This window comes from Paraflavitalea sp. (assembly GCF_059502485.1).
Genome location: NZ_JCACET010000008.1, coordinates 3,291,786 through 3,309,294, shown reverse-complemented (window position 1 = coordinate 3,309,294; position 17,509 = coordinate 3,291,786). Strand labels below are relative to the sequence as shown.

The 17,509-nt window shown below is 49.1% G+C and carries 12 protein-coding genes; 6 read left to right on the top strand and 6 right to left on the bottom strand.

The window, feature by feature from the left end; all coding sequences use genetic code 11:
* The first annotated feature begins 88 nt into the window (after nt 1–88).
* Entirely contained in the window at nt 89–1,531 is a 1,443-nt protein-coding gene (locus AC5JBY_RS15595; protein ID WP_495905538.1) for a phage tail-like protein, read from the top strand.
* Nucleotides 1,532–1,572: 41 nt separating this feature from the next.
* On the opposite strand, the gene AC5JBY_RS15590 is transcribed toward AC5JBY_RS15595, so the two are convergent.
* The gene (locus AC5JBY_RS15590) at nt 1,573–2,853 is read right to left on the bottom strand and encodes a serine hydrolase domain-containing protein (protein WP_495905537.1); all 1,281 of its coding nucleotides are present in this window, start codon (nt 2,851–2,853) and stop codon (nt 1,573–1,575) included.
* Nucleotides 2,854–3,019: 166 nt separating this feature from the next.
* Here AC5JBY_RS15590 and AC5JBY_RS15585 point away from each other — a divergent pair, with 166 nt between their 5' ends.
* Nucleotides 3,020–3,556 (top strand): pyridoxamine 5'-phosphate oxidase family protein, encoded by a 537-nt coding sequence (locus AC5JBY_RS15585; RefSeq protein WP_495905536.1) that lies wholly within the window; start codon nt 3,020–3,022, stop codon nt 3,554–3,556.
* Between the two features lie 42 nt (nt 3,557–3,598).
* On the opposite strand, the gene AC5JBY_RS15580 is transcribed toward AC5JBY_RS15585, so the two are convergent.
* From AC5JBY_RS15580 to AC5JBY_RS15560, 5 genes are all read right to left on the bottom strand, one after another.
* Entirely contained in the window at nt 3,599–4,912 is a 1,314-nt protein-coding gene (locus AC5JBY_RS15580) for a gluconate:H+ symporter (protein ID WP_495905535.1), read from the bottom strand.
* Between the two features lie 37 nt (nt 4,913–4,949).
* Complete coding sequence (locus AC5JBY_RS15575) at nt 4,950–5,777, bottom strand: fumarylacetoacetate hydrolase family protein (RefSeq protein ID WP_495905534.1); 828 nt, start codon at nt 5,775–5,777, stop codon at nt 4,950–4,952.
* Nucleotides 5,778–5,869: 92 nt separating this feature from the next.
* Nucleotides 5,870–7,588, bottom strand: coding sequence for an IlvD/Edd family dehydratase (locus AC5JBY_RS15570; RefSeq protein ID WP_495905533.1), 1,719 nt, complete (start codon nt 7,586–7,588; stop codon nt 5,870–5,872).
* Nucleotides 7,589–7,593: 5 nt separating this feature from the next.
* Nucleotides 7,594–9,138, bottom strand: a complete 1,545-nt coding sequence (locus AC5JBY_RS15565) for a SusD/RagB family nutrient-binding outer membrane lipoprotein (RefSeq protein ID WP_495905532.1) — start codon at nt 9,136–9,138, stop codon at nt 7,594–7,596.
* Nucleotides 9,139–9,149: 11 nt separating this feature from the next.
* The gene (locus AC5JBY_RS15560; RefSeq protein WP_495905531.1) at nt 9,150–12,323 is read right to left on the bottom strand and encodes a SusC/RagA family TonB-linked outer membrane protein; all 3,174 of its coding nucleotides are present in this window, start codon (nt 12,321–12,323) and stop codon (nt 9,150–9,152) included.
* Nucleotides 12,324–12,499: 176 nt separating this feature from the next.
* Between AC5JBY_RS15560 and AC5JBY_RS15555 the strand changes: the two genes are divergently transcribed.
* Genes AC5JBY_RS15555 through AC5JBY_RS15540 form a run of 4 tightly spaced genes read left to right on the top strand, consistent with a single transcriptional unit; the run spans nt 12,500 to nt 17,439 of the window.
* On the top strand, nt 12,500–13,387 hold the full coding sequence (locus AC5JBY_RS15555) for a helix-turn-helix transcriptional regulator (protein ID WP_495905530.1): 888 nt from the start codon (nt 12,500–12,502) through the stop codon (nt 13,385–13,387).
* 10 nt (nt 13,388–13,397) lie between these two features.
* Nucleotides 13,398–14,957 carry a gluconokinase gene (locus AC5JBY_RS15550; protein WP_495905529.1) on the top strand — a complete coding sequence of 520 codons (1,560 nt, stop codon included), beginning with the start codon at nt 13,398–13,400 and terminating at the stop codon, nt 14,955–14,957.
* 27 nt (nt 14,958–14,984) lie between these two features.
* Nucleotides 14,985–15,908, top strand: a complete 924-nt coding sequence (locus tag AC5JBY_RS15545) for an RraA family protein (protein WP_495905528.1) — start codon at nt 14,985–14,987, stop codon at nt 15,906–15,908.
* Nucleotides 15,909–15,942: 34 nt separating this feature from the next.
* A complete protein-coding gene (locus AC5JBY_RS15540) occupies nt 15,943–17,439 on the top strand; it encodes a mandelate racemase/muconate lactonizing enzyme family protein (protein WP_495905527.1) in 1,497 nt (498 codons plus the stop codon).
* Nucleotides 17,440–17,509: the final 70 nt, after the last annotated feature.

The window sequence follows — 17,509 nt, the reverse complement described above, 5'->3', positions numbered from 1 at the left end:
CCTCACATACAAAGGATGGTAGTTCACATACAATCCCCGTTCTTAATCACGGCTTTGAAGTTATTTGCCTGCCGTTAAATCCACTTGTATGTGTACAAAACTGATCCTGCTGTCTGTACTATTATCCTTTACCGGAACAACTTTCGCACAAGGCGTTGCCATTGGAGCCAATAACAATCAACCCGACGCCAGCGCCATGCTCGATGTTCAAAGTGACACCAAAGGATTATTGATACCACGTCTCACCCAGGCACAGCGCAATGCCATTACGACGCCCGCTACCGGCCTGCTGATCTATCAAACAGATGCTACGCCAGGATTTTATTACAACAACGGAACACCTGCTACTCCCAACTGGACAGCCTTACAATTGTCGGGTTGGCAACTAAACGGCAATGCGGCCACCAACCCTGCCAACCAGTTTGTAGGCACCACCAACTTCGCAGCACTGCAAATGCGCACGAATAACTTATTAAGGATGCAGGTAACGGAAAATGGACAAGTGATCATAAACGGTGCTACCGTCAGAAGTCTGCAGGATGGATTAGCAGTATATGGTACTGGTGCAACGCAGGCCTTAAACAGCTATAACTTCCCGATCAATGGCTACACCGGAAACACCCCTTCTGCCGGCATTTATGGAGAGAACACAGGTACTGGCCAGGGTGTGTTAGGACAAAATTTGGGAACCGGCACGGGCGTTTATGGCGTTAATCATTCTAACGGCGTTGGTGTTGCAGGCATGTCTTTCAACAGTACGGGAGTAAGGGGGCAAACAAATGTTGAGTCTACTGCTGGTGTGATGGGCGTTGGCGCCCATGCCAATGGTATAGGCGTGATCGGATTAGGAAATAATATGACAACCTTTAACAATCCGGGCGTTGGAGCAGGCGTATTAGGTCAGGGAGCAAACTTTGGAGTAATAGGATATGCTTTGTCGGGCACACCCTTTACCCCCGGTTTTTGGGGCGGCTATTTCGATTTCCTGCCAGGCGCCAACACTTACGCTTATATAGCAGGCCGCTCAGGAACTACTGACTATGGTATTTTATCCACCGGTGTCAAGTCAACGATGGTCAAAGACGAAGAGAACCGCAACCGCATCATGTATTGCACCGAAGCGCCGGAAGTATTGTTCCAGGATGTAGGCACAGGACAACTGGTAAACGGAAGGGCTCACATCAAGATCGATCCACTGCTGGCACGCAATATTCATGTCAGTGAATCTAAACCACTCAAAGTATTCATTCAGCTCGAAGGAGATTGCAAAGGCGTGTATGTTACCAATAAGTCAGCCGCCGGTTTCGACGTGATCGAACTGCAGGGGGGCCGCAGCAACACACCATTCACGTATCAGATCATTGCCAACCGTGCCAACAGCACCGATGCTGCAGGCCGTGTAACGAGCCGGTTTGCCGACAGCCGCTTTCCCATCGGCCCCGATCGGATCGAACCTGCCGGCCAGGACAAAGCCCGTATGGTACAGGTAGCTCCACTCGAACTACCTGAACGCGCACGCACAGATCAGTAAGACAGTCAGGCCGCTCAAAGCGGCCAGACTCTTCTCTTTCATTACTTCTTTTGCGGGTCATACACACCGTACACCGCATCCCGGAAACTTTTGTGCAGTTTTACTTTATCGAAAGGTATCAGTTGAGTAAACAATACTGCAGCAAGTTGATTTTCAGGATCAACCCAAAACATAGTACTGGCTGCACCGTCCCAGAAGAACTCTCCCACGATCCCGTTGTTCTCCTCCTTATTCGCAGGCGGTTGCGTACGCACGGCAAAGTCGATACCGAAGCCAACCCTGCCCTTACTGGGTAGCCACATGCGTTTTGTAATAGTATCGGACAAATGACTGGTAGACATCAGCTTTACAGTCTCAGGTTTTAATATGCGCGTCTTTCCCAGGCTTCCCTTGTTGGCCAGCATTTGTGCAAACTTCGAATAATCATCCAGCGTTGAAGTAAGTCCCCAGCCACCGGGCTTCAGGGCCTGCGGTTTTGTATTCATCGCATTAGCCTGCTCATCAGGCACCCTTGTCAGCTTACCATCATCACTGCGATTATAAAGCGCCGCGAAACGGCTCCTGTCACTTTCCGGTATCAGGTAGCGCGTATTAGCCATCCCGAGCGGATCGAATATATTTTCTTTCAGGTACACATCGAAAGGCTTGCCCGAAAGCTTCTCAACGAGATAAGCCTGCACATCCACCGATGGGCCATACGCCCATTGATCACCGGGATGAAACGCCAAAGGCAGAGAGGCCATTCTTTTTGCCATTTCTGCAAGCGTATTGGAAGTATTCATAGCATCAGCTTGTCTCACAAGCGCTGCCAGCGCAGGAATTTCAGTACCCGCAAAACCTGCCGTATGACGGGTGATATCACGAATAGTGATAGGACGTTTTGCCGGTTCTGTGATCACCTGACCATTGGCATCTACACCCTTATACACCTTCATATCAGTAAACTCAGGCAGGTATTTCGACAGCGGTTCATCCAGTTGAAAAGCCCCCTTCTCATACAAGGTCATTAAGGCTACACCGGTAACGGGCTTGGTCATGGAAAAGATACGCACGAGCGTATTGCGGTCCATAGCCTTGTTCGCTTCCCGGTCGGCATAGCCAAACGCATTGAAGTATACTTCTTTTCCTTTTTCGAAGATGAGTGCAGACACCGCAACAGTTTTACCGGAATCGGTAAAACTTTTCAGCGTGGCATCGATGCGGCTTTTAACAGCAGCATTGATAATGGGAGCAGGAGCCTTTTTATCACGAGCAGCAGTTAATAGCGTGTAAGCACCGGCAATGAGCAATACCGGCAAAATGGCAAGGATCGGCTTTTTCATGATTATGCGTTTCTATTGTTTTAAAATTAACTATTTCTACACTTCCCCTTCCTGCTACTTCTTTAATTAGTATCCAATTCCCCAGGTTCAATTAAATAGTGGAACCAGTGCATTTTCCTTAAACACAGCAGGCATCGTTTTTTAAGCATTGCTGCTAAAACATACTATGGACAGCATCAATAAAAACCAGCCGGAAGAGAATCATGAAGCATTGGCAGGCTCTTCAGCCATTGAGAAAATAAAAGAACTGGCCGAAAAAGCCGAAACCTGTTTCTTTTGTACACGCATTTCACAGGATGTAGAGATAAAGACACGGCCCATGGCCCTACAGGAGATCGATGAGCAAGGCAATATGTGGTTCCTGAGTGCCAGCGATAGCCATAAGAACAAAGAAATACAGGAAGATGCCGCTGTCCAGTTATTCTTCCAGGGCTCCAAACATTCCGATTTCCTGTCCCTATATGGAAAAGCGTCCATCAGTACCGACAAAGCAAAGATTGACAAACTATGGAAACCACTATTGAAAACCTGGTTCACCGAAGGCAAGGACGATCCGCGCATCACGGTTATTAAAGTGTCACCAGCCAGCGGCTATTACTGGGATACCAAACATGGTAACATGGTAGCCTTCGCCAAAGTAATTGCCGGGGCTATTACCGGTAAAACACTCGACGATTCGATCGAAGGCGAACTGAAAATATAACAACCCTTTTTAGTACAAACATCGCCCTATCTCAGGCGATGCTTATAAGACCGCATCGAGCACCAGCACACCTGCCAGGCCGATGACGGAAATAACTGTCTCCATCACTGTCCACGAACGCAAAGTTTGTGGCAATGACAGTTGAAAGAATTCTTTAAACATCCAGAAACCCGAGTCATTGATGTGAGAGCCGAATACGCTGCCTGCACCAACAGCCAGAACCATAAGTTCAGGCGATACGCCGGTTGTTGCGATGAGTGGCGCCACGACCCCGGCAGCGGTGATGCCTGCCACAGTGGCCGACCCGATCATCACCCGCAGAAAAGCAGTGATCACCCAGGCAAACAACAACGGCGGCATATTCCATTGACTGCTGAAGCCAGCTATATAACTACCGGTGCCGCTATCCACCAGCACTTGCTTGAACACGCCACCGGCTGTAATAATGAGCAAGATCATGGCAATGCCGGATATCGACTCCGTCAACAACTTCATCATACCAGTCATATTGATACCAGCATCTCTGCCCAGGAAATACATCGCAAGCAATACCGTGATCAGCAAAGCGATCACACTATCACCGATGAACAACAATATCGTTTCAAGGATACTCTCCTTCTCCAGTACATGACCGGCCACTACTGCCAGCGCAATGAGGCATACCGGCATAAGCGCAAACAACAGACTGGCCCCAACAGAGGGCAACATTTTGTGCTCACGCGTAGCAGCAGTCAGCGCCACATCCTGCGCCGGTGTGGTCAGGTTTTTCAGCACCCTGCCCAGCAAAGGACCGGCGACAATAACCGCGGGAATGGCCAATACAATCCCATACAACAGCACCTTACCCATATTGGCATTGAATGCTTTTACGAGTACCACTGGCCCGGGGTGCGGCGGCAGAAAACAATGCGTAGTACTTAATGATGCCGCCATAGGTATCACGATATACAGCAACGGTAAACCCGTCTTGCGCGTTAGTGTCACTACCAACGGCACCAGGATCACGAAACCCGCATTATAGTACAGCGGTATACCAATTAAAAAACCAGTGAGCAATACTGCCCACTGGATATTCTTAATGCCAAATGCCCGTATGAGTGTAGAAGTAATTTGTTCAGCGGCACCTGTCACCTCGAGTATTTTCCCCAGGAAGGCACCAAGACAAATGATCAGGGCCAATCCCCCCAACGTGCTGCCCACCCCCTTTTCGATAGAACCCAATAATGCAACAGGCTTCATACCGAGGAATAGGCCGGCCAATATAGCCACTACCAGTAAAGAAATAAACGGACTGACTTTCTTAGCCGATAAGAATATCTGCAAAGCAATGGCAAGAACAATGATAAGGATGGTCATGGGCAATCGTTTGGGCCAAAGCCCTTTTGTTACAGCACTACTGAACAGTATTTACAAGCGTTCCGATATTATCAATCGTAATAGCTATTTCATCACCACTTTGCAAAGTAAAATCATGTCCCGGCACGATGCCTGTCCCCGTCATGACCAGGCAACCGTGCGGAAAGCTGCATTCTCTGTAAACAAAGGATACCAGCTCTTCGGGAGTTCTTTTCATTTGATTCAATAATATATCCCCCTTGAACACCACTTCCTTATTACGCATAATAACAAGATTGATATTGGTATCACCATTCAAGCGGGCGCTGGGCACATATACACAAGGCCCTACGGCCGCACTGCCGTCATAAGTCTTTGCCTGTGGTAGATACAACGGGTTCTCCCCTTCTATACTGCGGCTGCTCATATCGTTGCCAACCGTATAACCAACGATCTTACCGGAAGAAGTAACGACCAGGGTCAACTCGGGCTCAGGCACATCCCAGGTGCTGTCTTTGCGGATGCGCACAAATGCGCCAGACCCAACAATACGGTGAGCGGTCGATTTAAAGAACACTTCCGGCCTTTCAGCCTCATACACTTTGCCATAGAAGTCGGCACCGCCTGCAGCCTTACTTTCTTCCTGCCGGCCGATCTTGCTCCGCAGGTAAGTAACACCACAGGCCCACAACTCCTGCTCCTTACCTACCGGCGGCAGTATTCCATTGATCAGACTGCTGTCTCCGGCCGGCAATGTTTTTGTGAGCTTGTTTAACCTGTCATACAATTCATCATCGTTCACTAATGTTTCCCAGTTTTCATTGACGGCATAATACTTATCATTCTTTTCAATGACTGCCCCATTTTTAGTTTTATATAACCTCATATAACTTCACTTCTTTATTATAACGTTTTTTAGTTCATACCGCTCATTACCTTTCCTTTTCAACTTGTCAACCTTTCAACTTATCAACCAACCTAATGCGAATCTCTTGTTACCGTAGAACCAGAACTACCTTGTAAGAAATCGAGATCAGCCCCCTTATCAGCCCCCAACACGTGTTTCACGTAAAGACTCACGTATCCACGATTGGCAGCCGGCTTAGGCGGCGTCCATGCAGCCCTTCGTTTTGCCAGCACTTCATCACTCACATCGAGGTGCAATCGACGCTGTTCCACATCCAGCTCGATCATATCACCGTTTTCCACCAGCGCCAGCGCGCCACCGATGGCACTTTCCGGCGACACATGCAGTACCACCGTTCCATACGCGGTACCACTCATCCTGCCATCGGAAATACGTACCATGTCAGTGACCCCCTTTTGCAATAGTTTTTTCGGAAGCGCCATATTGCCTACTTCAGGCATGCCTGGATAGCCAACCGGCCCAACATACTTCAGTACCATCACACAGGTCTCATCGATGTCCAGCTCCGGTGTATCGATCCGTGCATGATAATCTTCAATACTCTCGAACACAACCGCCCTGCCACGATGTTTCATCAGCGCAGGCGTGGCAGCCGAAGGTTTCATCACAGCGCCATTCAGCGCCAGGTTGCCCTTCACCACCACACAGCCCGCTTCCGGCATGAAAGGCGTATCCATCGCCGCGATCACCTGATCATTATAACAAGCAGTATGCCCTTTAATATTCTCGTGATGGTTCTTTCCGGTTACCGTAACTACGTTCTTATGCAAATGATCCTTCAATTCGTTCAATATCACCGGCAGACCACCTGCATAGAAGAAGTCCTCCATCAGGTATTTACCGGAAGGCATAAGGTTGAGCAACAACGGTATCTTACTACCGATGGTATCAAACTCTTCGAGATCAAGTTTGACGCCTATCCTTCCCGCAATAGCCGTGAGGTGAATGATAAAGTTGCTGGACCCACCTACCGCGGCATTCACCCTGATGGCATTCTCAAAAGCTTCACGCGTCAGCACTTTGTCGATAGTAAGGTTTTCCTTCACCATCGCCACGATCCTTCTGCCGCTGAGTTGCGCCATCTGCTTCTTCCGGCTGTCGGCAGCAGGTATCGCAGCAGCGCCACTGAGCGTAAGACCGAGCGATTCTACCATACACGCCATCGTGCTGGCAGTGCCCATCGTCATGCAATGACCAATGCTGCGGCTCATGCAACTCTCAGCATATTCGCAATCCTCCTGCGACATTTTACCGGTCTTCATATCCTCATCAAACTTCCACACATGAGTGCCCGAGCCGATGTCCTGCCCTTTGTACTTTCCGTTCAACATGGGGCCGCCGGGCACCACGATCGTAGGCAAGCCAACACTCGCTGCACCCATTACTGTGGAAGGAGTGGTTTTATCGCAGCCGGTCAACAACACTACCCCATCGATAGGATTGCCGCGAATACTTTCTTCTGCATCCATGCTGGCCAGGTTGCGAAACAACATGGCCGTAGGCTTCAGCAGCGTTTCGCCCAAACTCATGATCGGAAACTCGACCGGGAACCCACCCGCCTCCAGTACACCCCGCTTTACCATCTCTGCATGCTCACGGAAATGAGCATTACAGGGCGTTAGTTCACTAAACGTATTGCAGATGCCGATCACCGGCCTTCCATCAAACATGTCATTAGGCATGCCCCGGTTCTTCATCCAGCTCCTGTAAATAATACCGTCCTTGTCTTTTCTGCCAAACCAATCGTGGCTGCGTAATTTGTTTTCCATTGTTTCTATTGTTTATCCCACCATACCCGTGTGCTCAGTTTATCGGGGCCCATATTAGCGATAGCAGCATTCACATTTGTCGTGTTCACGCTCAGCTCCGATGTAGGATAAGTCAGTCTTCTGATAAAAGTGCCATTGGGTACGTCGGGGTTATTAGGTTGTCCATAAGGATTGGGCGTAAGCGCCGGGAAGCCGCTCCGTCTAAAGTTAGCAAAAGCTTCCGGACCATTGAGGAAAGATGCGATCCAATATTGAGTGTTGATATCGCGCAGCTCATTACCGCCTGTAAGCGGGTTGTTTGTTACATACGTATCGCGGGCGCCAGCAGCAACGGCACTGTTTGGATCATAAACTGCCATCTGGTCCATGTGTGCACGGATGCCATCAGCATAATATTGAGCAGCAGTATTGCCGGTAGTGATCCATCCCCTGAAGCGGGCTTCAGCAAGCAATAAGTTGGTTTGTGCAGCTGTCAGGAGAAACATGGGAGAAGTTGTCTTCACTATCCTGCGGCGATCCACCTGGCTGTAATCATAGAAGCTGGCCAGCCCATCAGCTATGGCGGCTGCACCTATGGTACCATTGTCTTTGCCGATAGGCATACCGATCTGCTTGGTGGGATCAGTGCTGCCAACACCCACCACTTGCCCGGCGCCGCTGGCTGCACCCACATAGCGGATGGCAATAGCTGACAAACGCGGATCATTTGTATTCTTTAATTGATCTACAAATGGCTTGGCAAGGTAAATATTGGCTGCTTCACTACCGTTGAGTGTGCCACCAATACCTTGCTGGAAGTTCGCATCATGGCGTATGTAGGCATTATCGGCATTGCTGGTAATAACACCTCCGGCAAAAGCAGCCTGTACAGTGGTTTGGGCTTTGCCCGGGTCTATTTTGGACAACCGCATACCTGCACGAAGTATAAGAGAATAAGCAAACTTTTTCCACTTCGGTATATCACCTGCATACAATACATCACCTGTTTCAATATTACCTGCAGGATTGAGGGCCGTTGCCGCTTCCGTCAGCTCCTGTATGAGCTTCGGATAAATATCCTGTTGTTTGTCATATTTGGGGAACATCACCTGTGTAACAAATCCTGCACCACCTTCCGTATAAGGAATATCGCCATATGCATCCGTCAGGATCATGAACACATAAGCCTGATAAATACGCACCATGTTATACATGTTGCTGCGGGCTGGATTGTCCTTCGAGCGGGTGAGCGCATCATAGGTATTTTTGATCACACTTTGATAGTAGACTGTCCACAAAGGCGCCAGCGTTACGTCGCGGCTATCCTGGTTGAAGTTGGCGCCCGTAAGTACACCACCGTTGGGCGTAACCATTTGCTGTACGACACCCTCATCGAATACGAGCGTTTTTGCAGGGAATGAAGTATTGATTATTGCCTGGTTCAACAACAGGGCCGGGTCAAGCGCAGTGGGACTTGTTTTATTGACATTCAGGTCCGACAATCCTTTGTCACAACCTGCTACGGCAAACAGGCACAAGACCGGTAATATATAATTGAAGATTCTTTTCATGACGACAAGTGTTAGAATTTAATATTCAGGTTCAATCCAAGGCTGCGGGTAGTAGGCAGGCCAGGTGATTCAAGTCCTACCTGGTTATCCGAACCGAAACCAAACGTTTCAGGATCGATATTGTCTACCCATTTTTTGAGCATGAGCACATTGTTGGCAACAAGATCGAGCTTCACCCCTTTGATGGGCCATTTGGCCGGAATGAATTTGGTAAGATCATAACCTACGGACATCTGGCGCAGCTTCCAATAACCACCATTATAGATTACCGGCTCTACGATCTGCTGTGTACGCAAGTGCTCCCAATAAGTTTGTACCGCAGCAACTGCATTGTTGGGGTTGCCGTTGGCATCCACTCCTACACCCTTCACACCACCTACGCGGCCTTCCAGCGTCATCGCATGCAAGCCCTGGCGTATAGCGTTGAAGTTGGTGCCCGACAGAATTTTACCACCCAATTTATAATCGATAAACACGGTGAGGTGAATACCTTTATAGTTGAAGGTATTGAGGAAACCACCTACCCATTTAGGCAAGGCACTGCCAAACAATAAGAAATCGCCTGTACGTTGCGGCACACCGTTGGATTGGAATATTCTTTGCCCTTTGACATCACGTGCATACCCAAAGCCAGCGATCTGTCCGATCTCCTGACCTACCACATGCCTGGTCTCTCCATTAAATACGTGCGTAGCCGTAGTGATGCGCTCACCCGGTTTATCGGTGATAATACTCAGTACTTTGGTTTTATTGTAAGAAGTATTGGCCGTGAATTCCCAGGTAAATTGCCTGTTTCTGATGGGCACCAGGTTCAGCAAAGCTTCAAAACCAATATTGCGGCTTTTACCACTGTTGATCGGCGTATTGAAATAACCGGAAGCATCGGATATCTGAACGTTGACGATCTGGTCACTCGTGATCTTCCGGTAGGCTGCGAGGTCAATGTTCACCCGGTTATTGAACATACGCAACTCCAGGCCGATCTCTGTTTCCGCTACGCGGCTGGGGCGCAGGTTTTTATTGGGCAAAGTAGTACCAGTACCGGTGACGATATTGCTGGTGCCTACGGGTACAGGCACACCACTGGGGTTGTTGATAAAGTTGGCATTTACTGTATAGAACAATTGATCGGCGTAAGGAGCTACATCACCATCGCTACCCACTTCTGCATATCCGAGACGCACCTTACCAAAGTTGAGCCAGGAGACCGTTGGCAAATGCTCAGAGAATACATAACTACCCGACACAGAAGGATACAGGATACTCCTGTTTTCCGGAGACAAGGTAGAGAACCAATCATTACGTAAAGTACCGGTGAGGTAAAAAGTTTGTTTCCAGTTCAATTCAGCAGATCCATACAATGAATTAACACCCTGTTCTATCAGTGTATAGGTAGGGTCCTTGCCACGTCCGTTCTGAACAGTATACAGTCCGCGGATGATAAAGTCGGTAACCACTACGTTGTTGATATCCGAACGCTTGCGCATACGGTTACCGCCAGCATTGATGTTTACACCAAGGTCACCAAACTCTTTATTGGCATTCACGAGGAAGTCGAGGTTGGTTTCGCGGAAGCGGCGTGACTCCTGCGTATATACACCATTTACGAAACCCGGAGGGGCTGCTGCACGGGAAGCATGGCCGGTGGGGAAGTTATTGACATCCTCATCGCGTGACCAGTAATCCTGTCCGAAGCGGCCTTGCACACTCAGCCATTTCAATATATTATACTTCAGCGAAACGTTACCAAAGATGCGATCGCGTTTGATGTTATGAAACTGCTCGGCCAGTACCCAGTAAGGATTGGTACGATTGGTGAATCTTGACCAGGGATACTCATTGCCGGCGGCATTGTATTTATTCTCATTGAGCACACTCAATGGCATGGAATTGGACAGGCCCATGATCGTAGTAGGAACAGAATTGTCCTGGTTGGCAATATTTGGAGGGTTCTTATTGAACTCCCTTGAATAATTGACATTGCCCGCTATAAGAAAGTCTTCCGTAAGGTTGTAACTGAAGCCAAGGTTCATACCCTTACGATTGAAAGAGTTATTGGGCATGATACCTTTATTCTCATTATTATTGAGTGATAACCGCATGCCTCCTTTTTCACCGCCGGTTTCGAATGCCACGGTGTTGGCGAAGTTCTGTCCATGACGATAAAAATTCTTGATGCGGCTTCCCTGTGGCGCGTAGGGTACAGTAAGGTTATTGAACAATATCTGTGTAGCGCCGGGTGTGAATTTTTCTCCAAAAGACCATTGACCAGACGTAGGATTGGGAGCATTGGGCTTGACTCCGTTCTCGCCCTGGCCATACTCGCTCTGATATTCGGTAAAGTCCAACGGATTATCGTTGGTATAATTAAGGTTGTAAGTAACGCCGATACCTTTGGTCTTTCCCCTTGTTTTAGTGGTTATCATGATGACACCATCCTTGGCGCGTGAGCCATAGAGCGCCGATGCCGGAGCTCCTTTCAGCACCGTCATGCTCTCGATGTCATCAGGGTTGATGCTCGATAACCCATCACCGCCATCGGCATAGGAGCCTCCTCCCTTTACGCTAACCGCATTGTCGTTGAAGTTGGAATTATCAACCGGTACACCGTTAATAACAATAAGCGGGTTATTTTGTCCGGAAAGAGAAGACTGTCCCCGGATGCGGATCTTGGAACTACCGCCGGGGCCGGTGCCCAATGAGGAAATGTTCATACCTGCCACCTTACCTTGCAGCGAGTTCATGACATTGCTGGTGCGGTTCACACTCAGCTCTTCAGGCTTTACATTCGTAGCAGAATACCCCAATGCACGGGATTGCTTTTTGATACCAAGCGCAGTCACCACTACTTCGCCCAGGTCCTGGTTGGTGGCCACCAATGTTGCATTTACTACACTGCGGCCTCCTATGACCTCTTCTACTGTTTTAAAACCAACAGAGCTGAAGACGAGCGTAGCGTTATTTCCTGCGGGAACGGAAATACTGTATTTTCCGTCTGCATCGGTGGCAGTTCCCTGTGTAGATCCTTTAACGACTACAGATACATTCAACAATTTCGTACCTTTTTCATCTGATACAGTTCCTGTAACTGTTTGAGCGCGGGCGGCGGATATACATAAGAGCAGAAAAGAAAGCAGCCATAGTCGCACAAAGCGGAATGGCTTGCCGCTGGAGTACTTTTTCATACCGGCAGTTTATTTTGGTGAGTTAATCGTTAGGGTGCCAAATTATCAGCTATTACACTCAAAAACTTCCAAAATAGAACAACGTTGAATTTTGTACATCTGACACGAATAAATTTCCTTTCTTTATGCAAGCTCCGAAATGGGGCAGATTGCTAAAGTACCATCGCTAACGTCATATGAATCAATTTGTGCTACAACACGGCAAGTCAGCAGAGCTTCGGCTATTTCCGCACCTGCTGGAAGTGGGCACAAAAAAGAATGTTTCTATCCAGCTCAACACTTTTCCTACCACCACTGCAGAGGGCATCAGGATATACTATATTATAGAAGGCAAGTTTGAATGGCGCATCGACCATCAATCATACGTTGTTTATCCCGGCGATGTAGCGATTGTGCTGCCCGGCGTCTCTTTTGGCAGTGACAATGGTGTGCTGGAGATCGGCGCTTTTACCTGGGTGCACCTCGGTATTCAAAAAATGGAGAATGGGCACATCCTGCCCGGCAAATGGAGCGGCCTCTCTGAAAGTGAAGGAGCGGCCATCGGCAAAATGTTATCCCTGAACAGTTCACCCATACTATCACGATTCGACGAAGCCGGTAAGATACTCAAGTGCATCAGTGCCGAATTGTTTGGCCATGAAATAGGTTACCAGGCGCGCATCAATCACCAGCTGGACGACCTGCTGATACAGGTAACACGCCACATGACAAGACAAAGCCATCCGGGCCGCGACTTCCCGAAGACATTCATGCGGCTGGAAGAAGTGCTACGGGAAAACCTCTCACACCAATGGACAGTAGAAGAAATGGCGGCCCTCGTGGGTCTGGGCACTACGCTGTTTACAGAGCGGGTAAAAAGTTACTCAGGATTTTCGCCGATCAACTACCTGATCAATATCCGTATTTCAGAAGCTATTAAATTATTGAAGCGGCCCGATATCAGTGTGACCGACATAGCGCTGGATACCGGCTTCTATTCATCGCAACACTTTTCGACTACATTTAAAAAGCTGACCGGTTACCGTCCCAGTGAATTCAGAAAAAATCATTTACGCAATATATAACCTCTACAATATGAAATGCATCATTACGATAGAATTAGGAACCAACGGGATCAGGGTATTTGCCTTTGATCTCAGTGGCCGTGTCATCGGATCGATGAAAGGCTACTATCCTACATTTCATACGGAACCCGACCACAGCGAGCAGGACCCCGAGCAGATATTCATTACTACTCTCTATGTAATGAAGAACCTGCTGAATGAATATATACATCCGAAGAAATATAAAGTAGCCTGTATTTGTTTCAGCGCCGCCATGCACAGCGTACTGGCAGTAGACAAAAATGGTAACCCGCTGGGCAACGCCATTACCTGGAGCGATAACCGCGCCAAGAAAGAAGCGCTGGAACTGCGCAACTCGAAAGCAGGGAAAAACCTGTATGCCGCTACAGGAACCCCCATCCACCCCATGAGCCCTTTGCTGAAGATAGCGTGGATCAGGAACCGTGACAAAGAGCGTTTTAAACTCACCAGTAAGTTTCTGTCCATTAAGAGCTACATCATCCATCAGCTCACCGGCGAATACCTGATCGATTACAGCATTGCTTCCGCTACGGGGCTGCTGAACATCCATACCATTTCATGGGAAGCAGACGCCTTACAATATGCCGGCATTACCGCTGCCAAGCTGCCCGGCCTGGCGCCGGTATTTGCCAATGCAGGCAAACTGAAGAAAGCCTACCAACAATCACTGGGGCTGAGCGCAGACACAAAAATACTGATCGGCTCCAGCGACGGTTGCCTTGCTACGCTGGGCGACGGCGTAAACGGAGAAGGTAATGCCACGATAACCATTGAAGACAGTGGCGCGGTGCGCGTGATGGGCCCTGCCGTATTGAAAGATGAACAGATGCGCTTCTTCAATTACCTGCTTACGGAAAACTGTTATGTAAGTGGCGGTCCCACCAACAACGGGGGAAACATCTTCGAATGGTTTACCCGGCAGTTCGGAGACTTTACACACCCCTACGATATAGAGCACAGCACCCAACAATTGATCGAAGAAGCATCACAGGTGCCAGTGGGTTCAGATGGCCTGCTCTTTCTACCCTATCTGTTGGGCGAACGCGCCCCTATCTGGAATGCCAATGCCCGCGGCGCTTATTTCGGACTGAACATCAAACACGAACGCAAACATTTTGTGCGAGCTACTATTGAAGGTATCCTGTATGAGATATACAGCATTGGCAAAAGCCTGGCAGAACAACGTACGATCAAGAGCCTGTCGGTGAATGGCAGCTTCGGCACCATTCCTTTCTGTACACAAATGCTGGCCAACATGTTCAACAAACCCGTACGTCTGCGTCAGCAGTTTCACAGTGTGAGCTATGGCGCGTGGTTGTTGAGCGCAACAGAAATGGGCATTTATAAATCATTGGATGAAGCGGCCCGCACGGTGCAACTGCCGGATGTATACAAACCGGACAAGCAACACCACGCTGTGTACGCCGACTACTTCAGCATTTTCGAAAAACTCAGCGGTAAGCTCTTCGATGAATTTGAAGCCATCGGGAATCTGCAACAGAAGTATGCAGTGACAGAAGAACCGGTGAAGCAGAAGATAAAGCTATAAAGACATTGACACAAAACCATCCTGCATATGAGAAGAAACAAACTAACGATGATTGCACTGCTGCTATGTACCCTGGTGCAGGCACAGCAGGTGACACTTACACCGGAACAGATCAAGGCACTGACGCCGGAATGGAAAGGCGAACGCTCTGCCGACGGGCGACCGCGCGTATCCGACAAGCTACTCGAACGCCTGAAAGGCATACACCTCGAAGAAGCCTGGGGTGTATTGCGCAACAAAGGTTACCAGAACCAGTTTGAAGGCGACTGGATGGTAATACACCCCGACTCCGTCATGACAGGCCGCGCCGTCACTGCCCAATACATGCCACTGCGTCCTGATGTAGACAAATTGATAAAAGATAAAGGCAAAGCCGAAGGCCGCATCGGCGCCACCAACTCATGGCCTATCGATGTACTAAAAAATGGCGACATCTACGTTGCAGATAGTTATGGAAAGGTAGTTGACGGCACCCTGATCGGTGACAACCTTGGCAATGCCATCTACGCCAAATCTGCCCGCGGCGTTATCTTCTATGGCTCTGTTCGCGATGTAGAAGGCCTTGAGGAGATCAAGGGATTCAACGGCTGGATAAAAGGGTACGATCCCTCTTACATACAACAGATGATGCTGGGCAGTATCAACATGCCGATCCGCATAGGTCGCGCCACGGTGTTGCCCGGCGATGCCGTGCTGGCCAAGAAAGGCGGTGTGGTATTCATTCCTGCCCACCTGCTGGAAGATGTGGTATTGACTTCCGAGTTCATTTCATTACGCGATGCTTTCGGCCATCAGCGCCTGCGCGAAGGCAAGTACACACCCGGACAGATCGATACACAATGGACCGATGAGATCAAGAAAGATTTCCTGCAATGGCTCGATGCCAATCCGGATAAACTGCCGATGACGCGGAAAGAACTGGATCAGTTCATGAAAGACAGAACCTGGTAAAACAAATTAGGTTAACCAAATAAAATTATCTGCTATGACTCCATCACAAAAATTCCTGACCAAACTGGGTTTGAAAGACCCGGTACCCGATACCGATAATAATACTACCCACAACGACTCCGCACACAACAGCCGCCGTTCCTTTATAAAGCGGTCTGCGCTCGGCGGCATTACGCTTGGCGGCGCGAGCATGTTGTTGCCCATTCAGGATGTAGTAGCGCAAAGCACACAAAAGGTAAATCGCTTCTCCGCCCCCTCCGATCTTAAGATCACCGACCTGCGTTACTGTGTTACCACAGTATTGGGCAGAACAGCCATCATACGCATTGACACCAACCAGGGCATTTATGGTTTGGGTGAAGTAAGAGATGGCGCCGACGAGCGCTATGCACTGATGCTTAAAAGCCGCCTGCTGGGAGAAAACCCTTGCAATGTAGAAATGCTGTTTAAGAAGATAAGACAGTTTGGCGGGCCCGCGCGGCAAGCCGGTGGTGTGTGCGGCGTGGAGATGGCTTTGTGGGACCTGTGTGGCAAAGCCTACAATGTACCCGCCTGGCAATTACTGGGTGGCCGCTACCGTGATAAAGTAAGGTTGTATGCCGACACACCGGAAGCAGGTTCACCGGAAGAACAAAAGAAACTCATCAATTACCGGATGAAAGAGCAGGGCTATACCTGGTTGAAGATGGATGTATCCATCAATGAGTTGAAGGGTAAACCTGGCACGCTGGTAAATGCAGATCAATGGCGCAATGCGCAGGGCAACCTCGCACAATGGGGTGATATGAACAACCCCATGTCCTACGCCAATGCCCTGCACCCTTTCACGCAGATACAGATCACCGACAAAGGGCTGGCAGAGCTGGCCAGTATTGTAGAAACTGTGCGTGGCATGGTAGGTTATGATGCGCCTATCTCCACAGACCACTATGGCCACTTCGATCTAAACAATGGTATACGCCTCGGCAGGGCTTTGGAAAAGTATCGGCTTGCCTGGCTGGAAGATGTGGTATCCTGGGAACTCACCGACCAATGGAAAACATTGAGCGATGCATTGGAAACACCCTGCCTAACGGGTGAAGACATTTACCTGCTAAAAGGCTTTAAAGCGCTGATCGATAAAAGAGCCGTTGATATTATACACCCCGACCTTGCGTCTTCCGGCGGATTATTGGAGACTAAGCGAATTGGTGATTATGCCGAAGAGAATGGTATCGCGATGGCCATGCACCAGGCGGGTACGCCCATTTCATTTATGGCGAGTGTGCATTGCGCAGCTGCCACCCAAAACTTTCTGTCGCTGGAGCACCACTCTGTTGACCTGCCATGGTGGGAAGACCTGGTGAAAACAACAGATGGCAGAAAGCTGATCACCAAAGGATTTGCCAATCTTCCATTAACAGCGCCGGGACTGGGCATCGAGCTGAATGACGAAGTAGTGAAGCAACACCTGCACTCCAAAGACAAAACCTATTTCGAACCGACGCCGCAGTGGAATGATGTTCGTTCACACGACCGGGTGTTTAGTTAGCGCATTTCCTTTTATCTCAGGGTGAGCCGCCCTCCCGCAAAGCGGGACAAGTTTTGAGGGCGACCCACCC